The sequence below is a fragment of the Nocardia sp. NPDC003269 genome (genome assembly GCF_042888005.1).
Classification (GTDB): Bacteria; Actinomycetota; Actinomycetes; order Mycobacteriales; family Mycobacteriaceae; genus Nocardia.
Genome location: NZ_JBIAPA010000003.1, coordinates 69,438 through 88,470 on the forward strand (window position 1 = coordinate 69,438; position 19,033 = coordinate 88,470).

Here is a 19,033-nt window from a genome sequence, read left to right on the forward strand (position 1 = left end):
ACCGAATTCCCTGACCGAGCCGTCACGGTGCCGGTGTTCTCCCCGGCTTCCCGGTCGACATTGCGCCGGTGGCGATGCGCTCCAACCGGCGCGTGGTGGCGCGGAGTTCGTCGATGAAGTGTCGACGCTCGGGGAGGGTGGCCTCGGTGCGCAGGGGGCCGATCTGGACTTCGAAGAGGGCGCGGTTCTCGGTGGTGAGCACGGGCGCGCTCAGGTAGCCGAGTGACAGCGACTCGGGGGAGTGCAGGTCGTGCTCGGTATGCGCGCTGCCGGTGACGTCGCCGAGCAGGCCAAGGACCCGCCCGCGCAGTTCATCGGTGGCGGGGCGGTCGCCGAGATGGTCGACCACGTCGGAGAGGACCCGTAGCGCGGTGAGCGCGCCGGGCCGCAGGCTCCAGGCGCAGAAGCCGGTGGTGCGGATCGTTTCCAGAACACCACGGAACTCGGCGCGCCGCTCCGGGTCGCCGCGGTCGAGCCATCGGTTCTGCGCCGCGGTGGGGGCGTGCGCGAGGAGGGTGGCGCCGGCGGGTGGGAGCAGCGGGATCCGGGTCCCGTTCTCGATGCCCGCGGGAATCAGCCCCTGGCCGCCGGTGACCGCGACGAAGGTGAGTTCGTCGCCGTTCAGCACGGTGAGCGCGGCGCCACAACCGACGCGAGCGGCCAGGCGTTCGAGTTCCGCGCCGACCGCGGTGCTCTCGACGAGGGTCGCCGGTGCCGAGAGCCCGACCCGCGACAGTCCGGGGCCCAGCTGGTAGGCCAGGTCGGGCTGTCGCCGGACCCACCCGTGCCGGTCGAGCGTGGACAGGATGGCGCCCACCGTCGACCTGCTCAGTTCGAGCGACTGGGCGATCTCGGCCGCCGAGAGCGCGGTGCCGCGGGCGGCGAGGAGTTCCACGACCGCGACCACCCGGCTGGTGGGCGGTGAATCATCCTGGGGACGAGCCGAATCCGATCGCATCTCGCCCCCTCCCGGATCACAGGCCACCGATCGACTCCGATGATCGCATACGCCACTCAGCGTGGTGCTATGCGGAACAGGCCACTCATCGTGCCCTGGTAGAGGGTTCGATCGGGGGTGATGGTGCCGACCATCTGCAGGGTGTTGTGGACGGCCGTCGCGCCGATCAGCTTCTCGGTCTCGATGCGCCCGGAGGCCGCGTCGATGACGGTGTAGCGGAAGTTGTCGGTCACCCCGACGCTGCCGGTCGGGATGATGGTGTGCCGGGTGACGGTGTAGATCTTGCCGTCGGCCACCGAGAGCCGGGGAACCGCGGCCGAGAGCGCCTTGTTGGTCCACACCACCCGGCAGTCGGAGCCGATCACGTCGACCCGCACCATCCCACCGGTGAACGCGGCATCGGCCGGTTCGCTCGGCCCCGCGCCTTCCGGAACGGCCGGGTACGGGTAGCCGTAGGTGCCGGCGACGAACAGGCTGTTGCCTGCGCCGATCGGGGAGTTCTCGGTGCCGTCGACCGTCGGCACCGAGCAGACCCGGTGGCCGGTCGCGGTGTCGAAGACGAGCAGGTTCTCCTTCGGGACGGCGTTGTCGGTGATCGCCAGGTATTCGGTGCCGGTGCCGGGGCCGAAGAAGGTGGGCGTGGCGCCGGTGCCCCAGGACAACTGGCCGGGTTTGCGGGCCGGGCCGCGGTCGTAGGCCTGCCGCCACACCACCCGGGGATTGCCGGAGCCGTCCACGTCGACGAGGTACAGCGCGTGCGTGGTGGCGATGGCCACGCCTTCCGGCGCGGTGGAGATGCTGTTGGCGACCTGTTCGCCGGGACCGAGCACGATCGAGCGGACCGCACCCGTCGCGGGGTCGGAGAAGCCCGCCGCGGCATTGTCGGTGGCGAACCAGACCCGGCCGTCGAAGTCGGGCATGACCGAGCTGACCGCGTCGCAATCTCCGCCGCCGCAGTGCCCGGTCACGGCCTGGGAGATGTCGGTCGAGGATTCGATGAAGACCGTCCAGTCGTCGCCGTTCCTGCGGTGGCCGATACGCAGCAGCTTGCCGCTGCCGTCGACGGTGACCATGCGGTCGCTGCTGTCCAGATAGGCATAGACGCCGCCGAGAAGGCTGCCTTTGGTGAGGTCCAGCGACGCGAGTGGCCGGCCGTTGGCCGGATCGAGCAGGAAGACCTTCGGGGCCCGGTCGATGATCTTGGTGCACAAGGCCTGCGGTAGACCGTCGGCACCCTGGAGGATGGTCGGGCACGCTGCGGCGAGCTCCCGGAAATCGCTGTCGATGTTCCCCGCCCCGGGACCCGCGAACGGTGTGGCGTCGGAGGATTCGGCGTCGCCGTGCATTGTTGCCGTGCCCGGTGGGCCCAGGTGCGGGTTCGCCGGCGGCAGTGAACCGAAGCCCGCCGCGGCGGTGCCGGTGCTGACTGTCAACAGTGCTGTCATGCCGATCGCGGCCGCCGTGGCGGCGCGACCCATTCGCTCGAACACGGGCGACTCCCTGGTTGTGCAGTGCCGACGGGTTCACCAGATCGGGAGAACTCCGTCCTTCGACGAATATTCGGAGGCAGTGGTTCGAATATTCGGATGAGAGTAGAGGTTAGGGGCCGGGGGAGTCGATCGCAAGAACGATTTCGCTGGGTGATCGGGCAGCCCGGGGAAGCGGCGAGATCTTAGGATGGCGCGCGGGCCCGAGATGGTGGGCGCCGTCGAGATCGATGAGGAGCCGGTTGTGTCGGACACATTTGTCGTTGCCGCACGAATTCCTCTGGGGCGGGCGGCATTCGAGCAGTGGCTGGAGACCCCGGTGCCGGGGCCGGAGGTCATCGAGAACCGCGGCGCGATGTATGACCGGTGGTTCTGGGACGGCAAGGCGCCGGAGTGGGGGCAGGCCGAGGAGGGGATGACACCTCGGGAGTATCTCGCCGACTGCTTCGGGGAGGACACCGGTGGGCTGACCTATGTCCTGCGATATCGGGAGGGAGCGCTCGAGGCGTATCTGATGCACTTCGGGTTCTGCGAGTCGAACATCTATACCGCGCTGGTGATGCTCGCCGCGGCAGGGCGCTCGAGCACTGCGGCGGTGCCGAGCGCGGTGTTGTTCTGGGCCGAGACCAGCGGGGCGATGTTCGCGGCCGATTCCGACGGTTGGCTGGCGACCTTGTCGGTAGGTGTCGACGGGGCGCGGTTCACCGCCGACATCGATCTCACGGCGACGATCGCGTCGTTGCGGACGGCCGAGGCGAGCTATTTCGAATTGCTCGACCGATTGGCCGAGGAAGAGGAATCCGTTGACGTCGGCGGTGATTCGAATATCGCCGCGATCGCCCGTGATCCACGATATGTGGATGCCGCGGTCCTCGTCGAGACCTGAGCAGAAGGCATGGGGTGCCATAGGGGTGTGTGGTATTTTACCCACCTAACCTGAAGGCATCGCCGATATGCTGGGAGGTCTAGACGTGGATGAGCAGACCCTGCTGCATCTGGCAGCCGATGAGCTCGCTGTTCGATCACTGCGGTATCGCGAGATCGACATTCTGGATTATGTCCCGTCACAGCCCGATCGCGCGCTGCTCTGCCCGCCCGGGGCTGTTCGAGTCTTCGTCGCCGCTCAGGGCGATCCGATATTGCAGCGCGTTCGCGATATCGCCATTCGCCACCATGACGGTGATGTCGACATGGTCGAAAACGAGATCGTGCCCCGGTTCGTGGACCGTAAGAGACTTTCGGTCTATCAGGCCTGGCGTTTGCTCCAGCGCTCACCTGTCTTCGCGACAATTCGATACGGTGGCAGGACTCTCGCGACCAACGTTTTCCCGCCACCGGATCTCGGCGTGGTCATTCTGGACAATCCCTACAACGGTGGGGAACTGAGTCCGTCGCATCTGACGCTGATCGAGCACCGGCTGGACGAGTCCGACGCGGCGCTGGAGGCGGTCGCCCTCCGGCACGCGCCACCGCTGACGCCGGCCGAACGCGCCGCGTTGACGCAGGTGCCGAACGACCAGCTGGAGGCCAACCTCACGATCAACGGGGATTGCTGTCCGAACGGCACGTTCATCATGGTCACGGCCGTGGCCTTCACCACCGCGATCTGTTGTGCCGTCAGCGTCCCGCCGGTGCAGATAGAACAGCACCTGTCCGACGAACAGGTCCAGAAATTGGGCCCAGCCGCGACGGCGAGAGAACTGCTGGATATCCGACGTGAAGCGCTCGGGCACGTGCACTGAATGGCCATAGACGATCTGGTCTACGCGCTGCTCGCCATCCTGCTGCTGACCTGGTTCGCCATATCGGTGATCTGTCAGATACCCCGGAGTGTGGCGAAATGGGAAGCCGGCAGACTGGAGCACTGGTTTCGCGCGCACGACGTGCTCGGACTGCTACCGCGGTGGCATTTCTTCGCCCCCTCGCCCGCCACGGATGACCTGCATCTGCTCTACCGCGATCTCTCGGTGGACGGACAACTGGCGCCCTGGCGCGAGATCAGCCCGCGCAAGCCGGCGAAATGGCTGGGCGCGGTGTGGCATCCCGGCCGAAGGCAGAACAAGGCGATGATCGACATCACTTTGGAACTGTTGAAAGACGGTTTGTCGCTGAACGGTGACACCGACCGGATTCAGACCACGCTGTCCTATATCGCGATGCTCAACTTCGTCTGCAGTCTTCCCCGGGACCGTCGTGCGCATGCCACCCAGTTCCTCATCATGCGGTCGAAGGGGTCCGACGACAATCCGGACCACCAGGTGCTTTTTGTGTCGGCCATGCATCCGGGCGGACCGGCTGTCACGCGAGAGGCGGCGAGTCGATGCTGAGCAGCACCGACGCGCTGCACCTGTCCGCGGCGATCGGGTCGGTCGCCGTGATCATCGGATCGCTGGAGCGACTGGCGACTCCGCGGCTGCTCGCCGACGGTGCCCTGGCCAGCTGGCCGGTCTCGGCGACGAGCTTCCCGTTGTTGACCACGAAGTCCTTCCAGCGCAGCGTCGGACAGCTGCTGGTCTATCCGAGGGTGCTGGGTCTGGTCGCGGCCTGCTTGGCCAGCGGGATCCTGTTGGTTCTGCGCCCGTCGTCGGCCCTCAACGTCGTGGCTGCCGCCGTGATCGCCGTGACCTACATCCTGCTGGGCATGCGTTCGCGGTTCGGCGGCGACGGGGCGGATCAGATGACCGTCATCGTCTTCGCTGCGCTGGCTCTGGCCTTCGCCGTGGGGCAGGCTCGCGCCGACGAGATCGTCCTGTGGTTCCTGACGGCACAGGCATGTCTGGCGTACTTCACCGCGGGGGTGGCGAAGCTGGCCGGCCCGCTGTGGCGCAGTGGCGCGGCATTGCCCGAGGTGCTGGCGACCCAGTCCTACGGGAACCCCTGGGCCGGGCGGGTGCTGGCTCGTCATCGTGGTGTCGCGGTGGCGATGTGCTGGTCGGTCATCGCGTTGGAGTGCGCTTTTCCGCTGGTCCTCCTCGGTGTCCCGGTGTTGACCTACACGCTGTTGATCGGCGGAGCGCTACTGCACCTGGGAACCGCCTTCGTCATGCGCTTGACGACCTTCTTCTGGGCGTTCGTCGCCACCTACCCGGCGATCATCTTCTGTGCGACTGCCCGGGGCCGGTGAGCGCGGCGGCCGACGCATCCGGCTTCTCCGCCCTCACCGTGTCGGCGAGAGTCCCGGTCACCTAGCGCGTTCCGGACCTGCGCACGGCCGATACCCACACGGTATCGGCCGTGCTCAACCGGTCTTGGACGATAGGCGCGAGCTCCGGCGGTATCGGGCGAAGATCAGGCGGCTCGTGAGGCGGTGAGGAAGGGCATCACCAGGTGGAGTAGTTCGTTCGGCCGGTCCAGCGGGATGATGTGACCGCACTCCGGAATGACCTGTCCTGCAATGTGATCGGTGAAGAGCCGGAGCTGCCGCTCCAGTGCGTCGCCGACGGGGTGGGCGCCGATCGCGAGGGTGGGTGTGGTGAGCCGGTGGGCCGCCACGGCCAGCTCGAGCTGGTGTGCGCTGGTCGGCAGCGCGCGGTAGTAGGAGGAGGCGCACCGGAGGGCCTCGGCTCCGGTGTAGGCATCGACGAACGCGTCGCGGATATCTGTCCGCACGCCCCGGCCCCGGGTACCGGTGGCGAGAAACCAATCGACATACCGCGCCTCGTTGCCGAGCAGGACCGTGTCGGCGAGGCCGGGCACGGCGTGGAATCCGAACCACCACGGCGGACCCGCGGCGAGGAAGTCCTCGGCACCGGGGAGCCTGCCCAGGAGTGCCTCCATGACCACGAGCCGTCGTACTCGGGCCGGGTGGCGCAGGGCGAGCAGAACGGCGACCGGGGTGCCCGCATCGATCGCGACCACGTCGGCGGTGGGTTCGCCCAGGGCATCGAGGATCCCGGCGATATCGGCGGCCAGCGTGCCGGCGTCGTAGCCGTCCGGTGCCCGGGTGGAGGCGCCGAACCCGCGGAGGTCCGGGGCGATCACCCGGTAGTGCGTGGACAACGGGCCGATGATCTCGCTCCACAGTCGCCAGGTGTGCGGAAAACCGTGCAGCAGAACGATCGCGGGGCCGGAGCCGGCCAGGGCGACGTTGGCCTGGATGCCGTTGGTCTCGATCCGGCGCAGCTCGACGGTGGCGGTGGGGAGCGGTGGCGTGCGGGCCATGGAACCCTTGACCACTCGATCAGAGCAGATGCCGGTTCGCGGTGATCTGTTCGATCGCGAATGCCCGACCCGTCAGCTGCTGGACCGCATCGGCACGAAATGGACGTCGATGGCGGTCAAGGTGCTCGCGCAGGCCGCTCCGGGCGAGGTCCGGTTCGCCGAGCTGCGGCGCCGTATGCCCGGTGTGTCCCAGAAGATGCTGTCGGTGACGCTGCAGAATCTGGTCCGGGACGGTCTCGTCACCCGCCGGGTGGAGCCGACGGTGCCACCGCGCGTGCACTACCGCCTCACCGAACTCGGCCTCTCCCTGGAGGTTCCACTGGCGGCCCTGCGCACCTGGGCCGAGGACCACATGGCCGAGATCGACTACGCCAACACCGTCGCCGACGCACAATCCGACCCGACCGCCACCACGTAGTTTCCCGTCACACGGTCATGCCACAGGGGCCGGGTATCCGAATCATCCTGTCTTCTTCCTATTTTCGCGACGATGGGTTGCTCGGCACGGGATCTCGCGGTGCGCGAGAGTTGCGAAGCGAGCGGGTCGCGATGGCGAATGTCGCTGGGACGACACGAATCTGGGTGCGCCGCGATGGCTGTGGCAGTTCCACACCTGCGAAGCTCGACCGTTCCCGACCGTACCGGCGCTATCGTGGAGGTACCCATGGGGGAGGAACACGATGGTATCGGTGACCCTGTACCGCTATTCGTTCGATTTCCACTATGCGCTGACCGACCGGCAGCTGGCGGGTTTCGACCCGAGTCGGGCACTCACCGAGATCTATGCGGTCGAGACGCCGGAAGGCCGGGACGAGCGCGGCTGGACCTGCCTCGACCGGAGGATCGCGATACACAGCGTCGGGGTCGACGCCACCGCCGAGGAGTGCAAGGCCTGGATCCGGGCCCAGACCGCGGCACTGGATGCGTTGTGGATCGCCGAGCAGCAGGTCGTCCACGATCTCGGCATGCGGATCGAGGGCGGCTTCTCGCCCGGACTGCGGCGTGGTTCCGGGTGGTCGGCGGCTCGCCGCCGCAGCAAGGCGGCGTCATGGCAGGCATTCGGCGGACTCGACCGGCGGCTGTACGACATCGCGGCGCACTATCGCCCTGTCCGCGAGCAGATCGAAGTCCGCGTGCGGGAGGCCGAGGCACGCGCCGAGGAGGAACAGGCGCGGCGTTGGAAAGCCCAGCGCGAGCGGGAAGAACGGGATGATCGCTTCGCCGCGCTGGCCGCCCGGACGCGATGGAGTTACCGCGTGACCGAAGCCGAGCGAACCGTTCACGTCTTCCGCGCCGACGACTCGACCCTGACCACCGGTGAACTGATCGACGAGCTCCAGCGCCCCACCCATCACCTGACCGGCTACACCGTGCACTGGGCCGCTGGTGATCGTGCCGAGATCGAAGATGTCAGCGGCGCGGATTTCACCACTTGGTGGGCGGTGGTGGCTCCCCGTCATTGGTACGATTCCCGGCGCGTCCCCACCCGCCCGCCGACCCGGTCCGGCCCCTCCATAGGCGGCCACTCCAGCTACGGCGGCTTCGACAGCTTCTCCTCCTGCGGTGGCGGATTCTGATCCGACGGCCCAGCACTTTCGTCGCCGCGCCGCGGCGGTTCCGAGATCATCGAGGTGCCCGGCGGGAGAATCCGGACCATGAGCACACCCGAGGACTGGAACACCAAGATCATCGCCGAGTTCCGTGCCAACCAGGGCCGTGTCGGTGGCAACTTCGAAGGCGCCCCGATGGTGCTGGTCCACCATCGCGGCCGCAAAACCGGCCGTGAACTCGTCACCCCGATGATGTATCTGCCGGACGAACACGACCCCGACACGATCTACGTCTTCGCCAGCAAAGCCGGCGCACCCACCAACCCCGCCTGGTACTACAACCTCACCACGGCAGGCGACGCCGACATCGAGATCGGCACCGACACCTACCCGGTCACCGTCGCCGAGGTCACCGGCGCCGACCGTGACCGCATCTACGCCGAACAAGCTCGCCGCTATCCGGGATTCGCGGGCTACGCGGAGAAGACCGCCGGGATCCGCACGATCCCTGTCCTGGCTCTACACCGCGCTTGACCTCGACCCGCGCCTGCTCGGGCGAGTGCGCCGATGCCCGAATCGGTGCAGCTAGTTCCTTTTGACCGAATTTCTTCACAAATGGTATGCCGAGCGTCCATTTCGGCCGTTGACCGGGTTTCTGGCTTTATCGACAGATTCCGGTTGTGCGCCGCGGGTCTTTGCGCGATTATGGTGGACGTAGATTTCTCGCTTCCGATCTACAGTGCGGCGAGACCGAAAATGACGGCGTCCGCATCGGCCAACGGTGGTCGACGACCCCTTGGACTCTCGGGATCGCTACGTCGCGCGGATCAGATCCGCCAATGAATAGACAACGCGCACATGATATTTGGAATGGAGACACGACCAGGGCTGTCCCGCGAGCGAGTGTCGGCAGGTGAGCCGCACCGGTCGGAGCCCCCGTGCGGACACCGACGGCGAGGATGCGTCGGCCGGACCCGAAAATGATGTGTCCGGTATCACAGTACGTTTCTTGCTGGTTTCCTACGGTTTCGTTGCCGTAGGTTTCTCGGGTTACGGTTGCGTAGCACCCGGCCGAAGGGGATCGTTTCGACACGTTCGTCTGATCCTCGGAAAGGGAGTCGGCACATGGGGCATTACATCGCGAACGTACGAGATATCGAATTCAATCTGTTCGAAGTACTGCGGGTGGATTCCGTCTTGGATTCCGGTGCCTTCGCCGACCTCGATGCCGACACCGCACGGGTGATGCTGCGCGAAGCCTGCGCTTTGGCCGAAGGGCCGCTGGCCGAATCGTTCGCCGCCGCCGACCGCAACCCGCCGACATTCGCGCCCGAGGAGCATCGCCTCGTGGTGCCCGAGGCACTGGCCGCGACCGTGCGGGTGGCCAAGGACGCCGGATGGTGGCGGGTCGGGATGGCCGAAGGCGCGGGCGGCCAGCCGGCACCGGCGGCCCTGACCTGGGCACTCAACGAGATCCTGAGTTGCGCCAACCCCTCGGCGGCCTTCTTCTACAGCCTCGGCCCGGCGATGGCGGATGTCCTGTACTCGGTGGGCACCGAGCAGCAGAAGCACTGGGCCGCAGGCGGAATCGCGCGCGGCTGGTCGGCGACGATGGTGCTGACCGAACCGGACGCGGGATCCGACGTCGGCGCGGGACGGACCAAGGCGATCGCCCAGCCCGACGGCACCTGGCACATCGAGGGCGTCAAGCGGTTCATCTCCGGCGGCGACGTCGGCGACACCGCCGAGAACATCTTCCATCTGGTGCTGGCGCGCCCCGACGGCGCGGGACCGGGCACCAAGGGCCTGAGCCTGTTCTACGTACCGAACCACCTGTTCGATCCCGACACACTCGCACTACGCGAGCGCAACGGCGTCTTCGTGACCGGGGTCGAGCACAAGATGGGGTTGAAGTCCTCGCCGACCTGCGAACTCACTTTCGGCGGGCACGGCATCCCGGCCGTGGGATATCTGGTCGGCGACGTGCACGACGGCATCGCCCAGATGTTCGAGGTGATCGAGCACGCCCGGATGACCGTCGGCGTCAAGTCGGCAGGCACGTTGTCCACCGGCTATCTCAACGCGCTGGCCTACGCCAAGACACGGGTGCAGGGCGCCGACATGACCGAGATGCAGGACAAGACTGCCGCGCGAGTGCCGATCATCGCCCACCCCGACGTGCGACGCAGCCTGATGCTGCAGAAGGCCTACGCCGAGGGCCTGCGCGCGGTCTACCTCTACACCGCCGCCCACCAGGACGCCGTCGTCGCCCGAGCGGTCTCCGGTGCCGACCCGCGCATGGCGCATCAGGTCGACGATCTGCTGCTACCGATCGTCAAGGGTGTGGGCTCGGAACGCGCGTACGAGCTGCTGACCGAATCACTGCAGACCTTCGGCGGATCCGGATACCTGCAGGACTACCCGATCGAGCAGTACATCCGGGACGCCAAGATCGACTCGCTGTACGAGGGCACCACGGCTATCCAGGCCCTGGACTTCTTCTTCCGCAAGATCGTTCGCGGCCAGGGTGCCGCGCTGGCGCATCTCGCCGAGCAGATCGACCGCACCGTGAACTCCGGCTGTGAGGCCGTGAAATCGGATCTGGAACTGCTGGCCACCGCGCTGGCCGACGTCCAGGCCATGGCGGCCACGCTCATCGGCTACACGATGGCCGCCGCGCAAGACCCGCGCGAACTGTACAAAGTCGGGCTCGGCTCCGTGCGTTTCCTGCTGGCCGTCGGTGACCTGCTGATCGGCTGGCGGCTGCTGGTTCAGGCCACCGTCGCCGATGCCGCGCTCACCGCCGGCGCGACAGATCGTGATGTCGCCTTCTATCGCGGAAAGCTCGCCGTGGCCTCGTTCTTCGCCCGCAACGTGCTGCCCCGCCTCACCGCGACCCGCACCGTCCTGGCCGAGCTGGACCTGTCGGTGATGGACCTCGACGAAGCCGCCTTCTGAGGACCGGAACCGATGAGCGGCTACTCGATCCTGTGCCCCGAGGACGAAGCGATCATCGACTTCGCCCTGCGGCTGCAACCTCTCGGCGGTCCCTCGAACGAGGCGATCCGCAGCGCTTTCGCCCTCTCGCGCGGGCAATTCCGGGCCAGGGTGCGCGAGATCCTCGACGACGCGGGGCCCGGGCGAGGTGAGCCCGTGGTGTACGCCGCACGGGCTCTGCTGGACGAGTACTTCGAGCCCGACGAATCCCGTCAGCCCGAGGTACTCGCCGACGCGCGGCCGCAGTAGACCCGCTGATCCCTTCGGTGCGTATGCCGACACCGGCGGTGCGTATGCCGACACCGGCATACGCACCTGCGCGCAGTAACCGCTCAGTCGAACAGATCGAGCAGCGAACCCTCGTTGGCCGTGCCGATGATGCCGACCGGCTTGCTGCTCGCGTCGTCGAGGATCGCCTCGAGGTTCGCCTGGATGTCCTCCGGGGTGGCCTCGGTGTCGGTGTACCCGGTGTTCATCGTGAGCGCGAAGCGCTGCATCAGGCCACCCTGGCTGAGCAGGGTCTCGCCGGTGATGGAACAGTCCTCGTGGGCGAGGTACGCGACGGTCGGGGAGACCATGGCGGTGGTCATCGTCTTCTCGAGCATCTTCTTGAGGTCGTCGGGGATCTCCGCCTCCGCCGCCATCCGCGTGTAGGCGGTGGGGGCGATCGCGTTCACCCGGATGCCGACTTTGAGCGCTTCCATGGCGAGGGTGCGGGTGAAGGAGAAGACGGCGCCCTTGGACGCGACGTACGCGCTCTGCTGTTCGAAGCCGACCAGGGTCGGCGACGCGGTGTTGACGACACGCCCCGCGCCCGAGGCGATGAGATGGGGCCAGGCGGCGGCCGTCACGGCGGCGGTGCCGAGGAAGTTGACCTCCATGTGCTGGCGGATGCCCTCGATCGCCTCCGGGCCGAAGGGCGTCATGTGGTTGATGCCGGCGTTGTTGACGAGGATGTCGAGACGGCCGAAGGCGTCGATCGCGGTCTGCACGATCGCCTCGGCACCGGTCGACACGCTGTCGTAGTTCGCGACGGCCTTGCCGCCCGCCGCGATGATCTCGGCGACCACGTCGTCGGCCGGGGAGGTGTCGGACCCGTTGCCCGCGGCGGAGGATCCGAAGTCGTTGACTACCACCGATGCTCCGCGTGAAGCCAGCAGCAATGCGTGCGAGCGGCCGAGTCCCCGGCCGCCGCCCGTGACGATGGCGACCTTCCCGTCGAAACGCAACATGGTCTCTCACTTCCCTCCATGCGTGGCATGGACGACAGGTCGATGGGACGCAGAGGCAACCCACCGAGTTAAATATATTTAATAGTATATGTCGACCAGGTGTCGGTCGCGCAAGAGGTGAAATCGGCGGCGGGACGAGCCGGATGGGGGAGCGCGCCCAGTGGTGCTGGCGCGTGAACCGGGACTCTAGGCGTTGTAAGTTACTTTGCGTTTCGTCAACTCGCGATGGGTTGCGTGATGATAGGCGAACGGGCTCATGGGCGTTTCGCCAGAAAATCTCCGATTGTCAGCTGGATGCATGGCGAGAGTCTGCCTGTTGAAGGGCGTGACCCGGAACCGGCCCCCGCCGCCCTCTGTGGTGTTAAGTTAATCCTCATTCCGTCAGAATCGATGGGTTGAAGCTCATCGTGCTACGACGGTCGGGTTGCTTGATACTCAATGAGGAGTGGCGCCATGGATGCACTGAACAGGCGCGATGCAATGAAATTCGGCGGGATGCTGGGGGTGGCGGGCGCCTTCGCTCTGGCCACGCCCACACGCGCGGAGCCGTGGAGCTGGTCACCGGGAGGATCCATCGCGGGCTCCGGCTCCGGCGCGGATCCGATGACGGTGTGGGATCCCGAAGCCGATGCCCTGGTCCCCGGACTGATCGAGCGGGGCGACGTCCCCCGCGTCAACGAACTGCTCCGGACCTGGAAGACCAACGGGCAACCACTACCGGCCGGGTTGCCCGACGACCTCCGGGATTTCATGGAGGACGCGCGCCGATTGCCACCCTGGACCGACCCCGGCAAGCTCGACGCGGCGATCCAGTTCAACAGGAAGCGGGGCCTCTACCTCGGGGTGCTGTACGGATTCGCCAGCGGCATGATGAGCACCGTCATCCCCAAGGAGGCCAAGGCGGTCTACTACTCCAAGGGCGGGCACGATCTCAAGGACCGCATCACCAAGACCGCCAAGCTCGGCTACGACATCGGCACCGCGAATTCGTATGCCCCCGACGGGGAAATGATCGTCACGTGCGTCAAGACCCGCCTCGTGCACGCGGCCGTCCGGCACCTGCTGCCGCAATCGCCGCACTGGGTGCACTCTGCCGAGGAGGACATCCCGATCAGCCAGAACGACATCATGGTCACCTGGCACAGCCTGGCCACCACGGTGATGAAATACCTGCTCTCGTGGAACGTGCCGATGCCGGCGAGCGAGTCCGAGGGCTTCCTGCACTCCTGGCAGGTAGCCGCGCACCTGCTCGGTGTCCGAGACGAGTACATCCCGAACTCCTGGCCGGAGGCGAACGGTCAAGCCGCGCAGGTTCTCGACCCGATCCTCGCGGTGACTCCCGAAGGCGTCAAACTCGCCGACCGGCTGCTGGGACTGGGCGCCAACATCGACTTCGCCGTCCTGAGCAAGCCGATCCTCGGCGCGTTCACCCGCTTCCTGCTCGGTGACACCATCGCCGACGGCCTGGCCATCCCGCGCGAACCCGTGTGGGATCCGTTGCTGCGGGTCAGCTGGGGGCCGTTCATCGCGGTGCGCGAGGGCCTGCTCACCGCGGTCCCGCCGATCGGCGATCCGTACTGGCTGCTCGACGAGTTCCTGCGCAAGGCGGCCCTGATCTACCTGGCCGAACTGCGTATGCCGATCAGCATCGAGATCCCGACGATGAACCGCGACATGAGCAGGCCGCACCGCTGACCCGTGTCCCGTCCCGCAGTTCCCCTCCCTCAAAGCAAAGGAGACGCACGATGCGTCCATCGCTCTTTCTCGCCGCTGCCGCTCTCACGTCGGCGGCCGTTCTCGGCGCCGCACCGAACGCGACAGCCCAACCGGCCGGTCCCGTCGCGGACGCGGGCACCGGTTCGTCGGTCGTCGATTCCGCCTCCAGGGCAGCGCAATCCGCGGTCGAACTCGCTCAGCGGGGTGATCTCATCGGACTCGTCGTGCTGATGGCGATCACCCCGGTCCAGATGATCACCGGAGGTGTGTGCGACTTGGTTGTCGGCGCGGGGTCGTCCAATCCCTGCAGTCCCACCCGGTACTGAGGGCACGTCGGAATCCACCGCCGGGTCGACGAGTCTTCTATCCCGTCTGGGGCGACCGGGCCGGTGGGCGCGCGATGGACGGAATCGAGCGCGATGTCGTCGGGGGCGGCGTCTTCGGCGACAGTCGTGGCACGGTCGTCGTCGAGGGCTGTGCCGACGTGGTTGTCGGTCGCGGGGTGGAGAACGTCGGCGACGCGGATGTCGTGGTCGAACCGGCCGAGACCGTGGTCGTCGTGGTGCCGGGCGGCGCGGGGTTCGTGGTGGTCGGCGCGGTGGCGGTGATGGTCGACGGATCGGTCGTCACCGTGCTCGGACCAGGGGTGACCGTGTCCGTCGGTGTCAGGGAGACAGACGCCGTGGACGTCGAGGTCGTCGTCACCCTGCCCGGTTCCTGCGCAGTGGATGTGCTCTCGAGCGAAATGCTCGCCGTGGCGGAGAAACTCGCACTCACGGAGATCACGGTCGAGTTTTCCGGGGCGGTCCCGGTCGGTGCGACCGTCTGTGTTTCCGTCGAACTCTCTGCGCCTGTGGGGGCGGGATCGGTGGTCGGTGTGTCGCTGCCGATGTCGCCTGGGGCGACGGCCTCGCTCGGGAGGTCGTCGGCCGCGCTCGGGGGCGGCGCGGCGGCCGCACTTCCGGCCACGGTGGAATCGGACGGGGTCACCGTGGAATCGGACAGTCCTACGGCCGGTGCGCACGAGAAGGTCGTCGCCTCGTTCGCCCGGAGCGGCGCGCCCGAGTCCGCCCGGACGGCGAGCGTCGTCCCGATCGCGGTGGCGACCAACGCCGCCGCCACGCCCGCGCGCGTCAGCTGTCGACGAAAACGGTCGGCTGCTGATGTCGCGGCGGGTCGGTGATATCGCTGGAGAATTGTCGGGTCGCGGTCCGGCTCCGTCACCGGTTCTTCGGAGTTGTCGACGTGGGGCATTCAGCTCCTGCTTTCTCCGCGGAACTGTGCCGACCGTGATTATCGTGGTCGGCGGGGGCGAGTGTCAGGGATTCGAATAGGGATCGACCTCGCGCAGCCGTTGCCGGTGAATTCGCTGCAACTCACCGGCGCGGGTGAGAAAGTCGGCAATTATTTCGAGTTCAGCGGTGTCGTAATAGCTCAGCAACATCTTGTAGCTCTCGACGATCATCGGAACGACGAGTTCCTGTACGCGATGAGCCGCGAGTTCGGTAGCCATCACGATCACGCGACGACGATCGGTCGGGTGCAGCGAGCGGGCGATATAGCCTTGCTTCTCCAGCCGGTTGAGCATGATCGTGACGCCGGCGGAGGTGAGTCCGAGCCGTTCGGCCAGCATGCCGGGCGTCGTGGACTTCTCGTCTTCCAGCAGCACGATCTCCAGGGCGCGCCGATCGGTCTCGTTCACGCCGAGCACTCTGATCACCTCGCGCATCAGGTCCTCGACGGATCCGTGATAGAAATCCAGCGCTCGGGTGAGCTCGGCCGGGATCCTGGCGGGTTCGCTCGTTGTCGGGCACACAGGCTTTCCCATCGACGATCAGAGCGTGCTCGATCGCCGGGCGCCCGATGCCGGCCGGGGATGTCGGGGTGTGAAATCGGGCATGGTGGCTCCTGTCAATCGATCGACCGACAGCTCGGACCCGTGGCTGACGAACATCACGAAAAAGTGGCACTTGCTCCGGCCGTCGGAGCGTTCGTGGCGGTGCCGGACATGCACTGTACGACATGGTCGCTCGTGTGATACCGCGCATCGAAGATTTCGGTCGAAGTGGTCACAATGAACCAAACGCCAAGTGGGGCAATCACTATCGGAGTCCGTAGGCGCCGGGTGCGGGTCGGGCGAGGTCGGACCGGGTCACGTGCGCGACCCGGTCCGGAGGTGTTCGCCGCAGGCCGGACGTGCCGACGCCTGCGTTCGTGCGCGGGCTCAGGTCACATTGGTGGTGGTGAGGGTCGGGGACGGGTTCGGGTAGCACGCCGTCGCGACGTTGCCGACGAAGGAGACGTTGGTCGTCATCGTCATGCCGGGACTGGTGTAGCTGGTCCCCGCGTACTTACTGGTGATCGGCGTTCCCGCGGCGCCCGCGGTGACGTTGATGGTCACCGCGGGCGGAGTGAAACTGGTGCCGCCCGCGATCGGACCCGGCACGGTCAGCACGACATTCCCGCCCGACGTCGAGACCGAGCCGGCGACGGTACCCCCAGAGGCGGTCGCCGAGACCAACGTCGAATTCGCGGGCGTCGGAATGGTCATCTTCAGGTTGCTGATGTTGTTCACGGTGAAGCCGGACGCCGAACTGGGAACCGACGAGGCGCCCGGCGTGATCGTGATGGCCACCGCGGAACCCGATGCCGCCGAGCCCGGCGCCGTGCCGGTCACCGACGTGTTCATACTCGAGGTCTGGCCGATGCCGAAGATGGTGCCGCGGCAGCTCCAATTCACGCTGACCGGGGCGGCATTCACCGGTGCGGCCAAGCAGAATACGGTGGCGACGGCCACCGGAGCGAGAAATCCGGCGCGAAACAGGGAAGAGGTCGAGCTCATGGCGATCTCCAGAAATATCGAGCAGCGGTGTGACGGGTTGTCGGGCCGCAATTGGGTGTTCAAAAAATATAGCCCGCCGTGCTCTTTTCTGTGGCCGAAATCGCGAATCTGAACATGTCGTGATTATCATTATTTGCGATTAGATATTTTCTCCGAATAGTTAATTCTGGAAAGATTTATCCGGGCGCTGCGTCAGGCGTTGGAGACGGCACCCAGCACTGCCGGAGGGGTGCCTGCTTGTCGGCGAGTGGTGGAAGACGCTCGCCGGACTGATGCCGACATGCTCGGCGACGTTTCGGAACGTCCGCCGGCACAGCCCGATTCGGCGAACACCTGCACTGCGGCGGCCAGGATGGCCTCGCGCTTCGCCTCGCTCTCGGCGGAGATTCGATATCGAGCTGTCCCTGTCCGGAGGTGCATGGGCGCTGCGTCGGCTGTCAGCCGGCGGTTTCGCGATGGCCTGCGCAGCCTGGCTCGCCGTTCTCGACCTCGTGGGCGACGACGGCACGCCAGCGGCGCGACGTCCTACAGTCGATCCGAGATCGCCCGGGGGCTCTTCGGCGCCGAACTCGACCGCCAAAGCCGGGCTGGGGGATGGGGCATCACCAGCAACCTGTCGCACCCCGGCGTCGCGCCGACGAACCTGCTCGCCGCCCGGCCGGAGGTCGGCTGGTACGAAACAGACCCCGCGCTGCAGGTTCATCAGCGCCCTGTCTGCCCGCGGCATCCTGTTCGGTACCGTCGAGACCGCGAAACTCCCGGCCTTGTATGCCGCGACCGCACCCGCCGCGCAGGGCGGGCGGCTCTACGGACCCAGCGGCCCCGGTCACCTGAGTGGTCCCCCGCCGAGCAGAAGCTCGGGCACCGACGACGCTCACCGCGTCTGGCGGATCTCCCAGGAACTGACCGAGGTCGCCATTCCGGTCGACTGGATCAGCCCGCGGCGCTCAGAGCCACAGTGGATCGCCGAATACCGCGCCGGAGTCGTCGGCCTTCGTGGATTCGAAGAGGACGTAGGTGTACTGCCGGATGTTCACCGGTCCCACGCACGAATTGACCGTGATATGAAAGTCGCGGACGCCCAGGCTGATCGTGTCTCCGGGAACCATCTTCTTCTCCGCGACCGGGACGTCGACGATCTCGCCGGGACTGAGTTCCACGACCGCGACCGGGCCGACGTTGAAGTCGTCGACAGAGTTGTCCGAATTCGAGTCGACATAGACGTCGGGCTCGACGCCGACTGTTCCCGAGCCCAAGGTCACCGCGCATCCCACGTGGTATCCGACCATGATCTTTCCGCTGTCGCCGCCGTCCAGGCGACCGTAGGAGACGCTGCTGACAAACGCTTCCCTGCTTGTTGCCAGCATGTTCAACGGGGGGATCCGATTGATGACTTCGTTGCGATTTCCGACCATGAAGGTGACGCCGTTGGGGGACACATACGACGCCTCGTGGGCTGCCATGGCGACCGAGTCGGCATGTGCCGGGGAGGCGAGAACCGGCATGACAGAAACTCCGAGTGCGGTAGCGACAATCGTGAGAATTCTGAAGGGCATTTCCACAGGGTAGACACCGAGTTCGCGAGCGTCCGGGAGAAACGCGGTCGCGTCGGGAAGAGCGTTGGTCCGCACGTCCGCAGGAGTGCCGAGCGTGGCGGGTGTCGGTCTCGGCCGCACGGTCAACGACATCCTCCTGGAGCCGGCCTACACCGGCGCCATGATTCGGTGGCTCAGGTCCCGTACGCGGCCGCCGGGCGATGAACGCCTGGGTTCACCGATGTGCCGGTGGACGTCCGCAGGCCGAAGCCTGTGGGTCCGGCGTGGGCTGGCGACGTAGCGTCCGGTGATTTGTGAACTCCGGTTCTCGATCGGTCGTCATTTGCGTACCGCAAGTAGCTATCGGACCGGTTTCTCTGTGGTGCCGGTGGATATGACTGATACCTGGTGGTGGGGTTCTGGTCCAGCGGTGCGACGAAGTCGATTCTGGTGTCCGATTCGACTGCCCGGACGGTACGTCCGGAGGCGTCGACGAGGTGGTTCGTACTCTCGGCACCCGTCGCTGTCCCGGGTCCGGCGAGCCATGTCGCGAAG

20 protein-coding genes are annotated in these 19,033 nt (G+C 66.7%); 13 read left to right on the forward strand and 7 right to left on the reverse strand.

All coding sequences use genetic code 11. The annotated features are described in order from the left end of the window. Nucleotides 1-22: 22 nt before the first annotated feature. Together ACFYWJ_RS20180 and ACFYWJ_RS20185 are read right to left on the reverse strand one after the other, a co-directional pair. Nucleotides 23-958, reverse strand: a complete 936-nt coding sequence (locus tag ACFYWJ_RS20180; protein WP_355272867.1) for a helix-turn-helix domain-containing protein — start codon at nt 956-958, stop codon at nt 23-25. Nucleotides 959-1,014: 56 nt separating this feature from the next. Then, the gene (locus tag ACFYWJ_RS20185) at nt 1,015-2,436 is read right to left on the reverse strand and encodes a hypothetical protein (protein WP_387162258.1); all 1,422 of its coding nucleotides are present in this window, start codon (nt 2,434-2,436) and stop codon (nt 1,015-1,017) included. Between the two features lie 199 nt (nt 2,437-2,635). On the opposite strand from ACFYWJ_RS20185, the gene ACFYWJ_RS20190 reads away from it, so the two are divergent. The 4 genes from ACFYWJ_RS20190 to ACFYWJ_RS20205 all read left to right on the forward strand — a co-directional run bounded on the left by ACFYWJ_RS20190 (nt 2,636) and on the right by ACFYWJ_RS20205 (nt 5,569). Then, a complete protein-coding gene (locus ACFYWJ_RS20190; protein ID WP_355272862.1) occupies nt 2,636-3,331 on the forward strand; it encodes a hypothetical protein in 696 nt (231 codons plus the stop codon). Nucleotides 3,332-3,416: 85 nt separating this feature from the next. Then, nucleotides 3,417-4,187, forward strand: a complete 771-nt coding sequence (locus ACFYWJ_RS20195) for a hypothetical protein (RefSeq protein WP_355272859.1) — start codon at nt 3,417-3,419, stop codon at nt 4,185-4,187. Next, the gene (locus ACFYWJ_RS20200) at nt 4,188-4,772 is read left to right on the forward strand and encodes a hypothetical protein (protein WP_355272856.1); all 585 of its coding nucleotides are present in this window, start codon (nt 4,188-4,190) and stop codon (nt 4,770-4,772) included. Further along, nucleotides 4,766-5,569 carry a hypothetical protein gene (locus ACFYWJ_RS20205; RefSeq protein ID WP_355272854.1) on the forward strand — a complete coding sequence of 268 codons (804 nt, stop codon included), beginning with the start codon at nt 4,766-4,768 and terminating at the stop codon, nt 5,567-5,569. The genes ACFYWJ_RS20200 and ACFYWJ_RS20205 overlap by 7 nt, the downstream gene beginning before the upstream one ends. A 164-nt stretch (nt 5,570-5,733) precedes the next feature. Here ACFYWJ_RS20205 and ACFYWJ_RS20210 read toward each other — a convergent pair whose 3' ends face one another. Next, complete coding sequence (locus ACFYWJ_RS20210) at nt 5,734-6,621, reverse strand: alpha/beta hydrolase (RefSeq protein WP_355272851.1); 888 nt, start codon at nt 6,619-6,621, stop codon at nt 5,734-5,736. 13 nt (nt 6,622-6,634) lie between these two features. Here ACFYWJ_RS20210 and ACFYWJ_RS20215 point away from each other — a divergent pair, with 13 nt between their 5' ends. From ACFYWJ_RS20215 to ACFYWJ_RS20235, 5 genes are all read left to right on the forward strand, one after another. Next, nucleotides 6,635-7,024 (forward strand): helix-turn-helix domain-containing protein, encoded by a 390-nt coding sequence (locus ACFYWJ_RS20215; RefSeq protein ID WP_355273065.1) that lies wholly within the window; start codon nt 6,635-6,637, stop codon nt 7,022-7,024. Between the two features lie 271 nt (nt 7,025-7,295). Further along, complete coding sequence (locus ACFYWJ_RS20220) at nt 7,296-8,183, forward strand: hypothetical protein (protein ID WP_355272848.1); 888 nt, start codon at nt 7,296-7,298, stop codon at nt 8,181-8,183. A 78-nt stretch (nt 8,184-8,261) separates the two neighbouring features. Further along, complete coding sequence (locus ACFYWJ_RS20225; RefSeq protein ID WP_355272845.1) at nt 8,262-8,690, forward strand: nitroreductase family deazaflavin-dependent oxidoreductase; 429 nt, start codon at nt 8,262-8,264, stop codon at nt 8,688-8,690. Nucleotides 8,691-9,281: 591 nt separating this feature from the next. Next, nucleotides 9,282-11,114 carry an acyl-CoA dehydrogenase gene (locus ACFYWJ_RS20230; protein WP_355272842.1) on the forward strand — a complete coding sequence of 611 codons (1,833 nt, stop codon included), beginning with the start codon at nt 9,282-9,284 and terminating at the stop codon, nt 11,112-11,114. A 12-nt stretch (nt 11,115-11,126) separates the two neighbouring features. Then, the gene (locus ACFYWJ_RS20235; RefSeq protein ID WP_355272839.1) at nt 11,127-11,402 is read left to right on the forward strand and encodes a hypothetical protein; all 276 of its coding nucleotides are present in this window, start codon (nt 11,127-11,129) and stop codon (nt 11,400-11,402) included. Between the two features lie 83 nt (nt 11,403-11,485). Here ACFYWJ_RS20235 and ACFYWJ_RS20240 read toward each other — a convergent pair whose 3' ends face one another. After that, nucleotides 11,486-12,385: an SDR family NAD(P)-dependent oxidoreductase gene (locus tag ACFYWJ_RS20240; RefSeq protein WP_355272837.1), complete on the reverse strand. Its 900-nt coding sequence runs from the start codon at nt 12,383-12,385 to the stop codon at nt 11,486-11,488. Between the two features lie 453 nt (nt 12,386-12,838). Between ACFYWJ_RS20240 and ACFYWJ_RS20245 the strand changes: the two genes are divergently transcribed. The 3 genes from ACFYWJ_RS20245 (at nt 12,839) to ACFYWJ_RS20255 (ending at nt 15,284) form a co-directional block, all read left to right on the forward strand. Further along, complete coding sequence (locus tag ACFYWJ_RS20245) at nt 12,839-14,080, forward strand: oxygenase MpaB family protein (protein ID WP_355272834.1); 1,242 nt, start codon at nt 12,839-12,841, stop codon at nt 14,078-14,080. 50 nt (nt 14,081-14,130) lie between these two features. Continuing rightward, on the forward strand, nt 14,131-14,427 hold the full coding sequence (locus tag ACFYWJ_RS20250; RefSeq protein ID WP_355272831.1) for a hypothetical protein: 297 nt from the start codon (nt 14,131-14,133) through the stop codon (nt 14,425-14,427). A gap of 74 nt (nt 14,428-14,501) precedes the next feature. After that, a complete protein-coding gene (locus ACFYWJ_RS20255) occupies nt 14,502-15,284 on the forward strand; it encodes a hypothetical protein (RefSeq protein WP_355272828.1) in 783 nt (260 codons plus the stop codon). 135 nt (nt 15,285-15,419) lie between these two features. Here the strand turns inward: ACFYWJ_RS20255 and ACFYWJ_RS20260 are convergent, their stop codons facing one another. Then, entirely contained in the window at nt 15,420-15,830 is a 411-nt protein-coding gene (locus tag ACFYWJ_RS20260; RefSeq protein ID WP_355272825.1) for a MarR family transcriptional regulator, read from the reverse strand. 495 nt (nt 15,831-16,325) lie between these two features. After that, entirely contained in the window at nt 16,326-16,502 is a 177-nt protein-coding gene (locus ACFYWJ_RS20265; RefSeq protein WP_355272822.1) for a hypothetical protein, read from the reverse strand. Here ACFYWJ_RS20265 and ACFYWJ_RS20270 point away from each other — a divergent pair. Further along, nucleotides 16,495-17,055 (forward strand): hypothetical protein, encoded by a 561-nt coding sequence (locus ACFYWJ_RS20270; RefSeq protein WP_355272821.1) that lies wholly within the window; start codon nt 16,495-16,497, stop codon nt 17,053-17,055. The two genes, ACFYWJ_RS20265 and ACFYWJ_RS20270, sit on opposite strands and share 8 nt — an antisense overlap. A gap of 835 nt (nt 17,056-17,890) precedes the next feature. On the opposite strand, the gene ACFYWJ_RS20275 is transcribed toward ACFYWJ_RS20270, so the two are convergent. Beyond that, nucleotides 17,891-18,619 carry an MspA family porin gene (locus tag ACFYWJ_RS20275; RefSeq protein ID WP_355273062.1) on the reverse strand — a complete coding sequence of 243 codons (729 nt, stop codon included), beginning with the start codon at nt 18,617-18,619 and terminating at the stop codon, nt 17,891-17,893. Between the last annotated feature and the right edge of the window lie 414 nt (nt 18,620-19,033).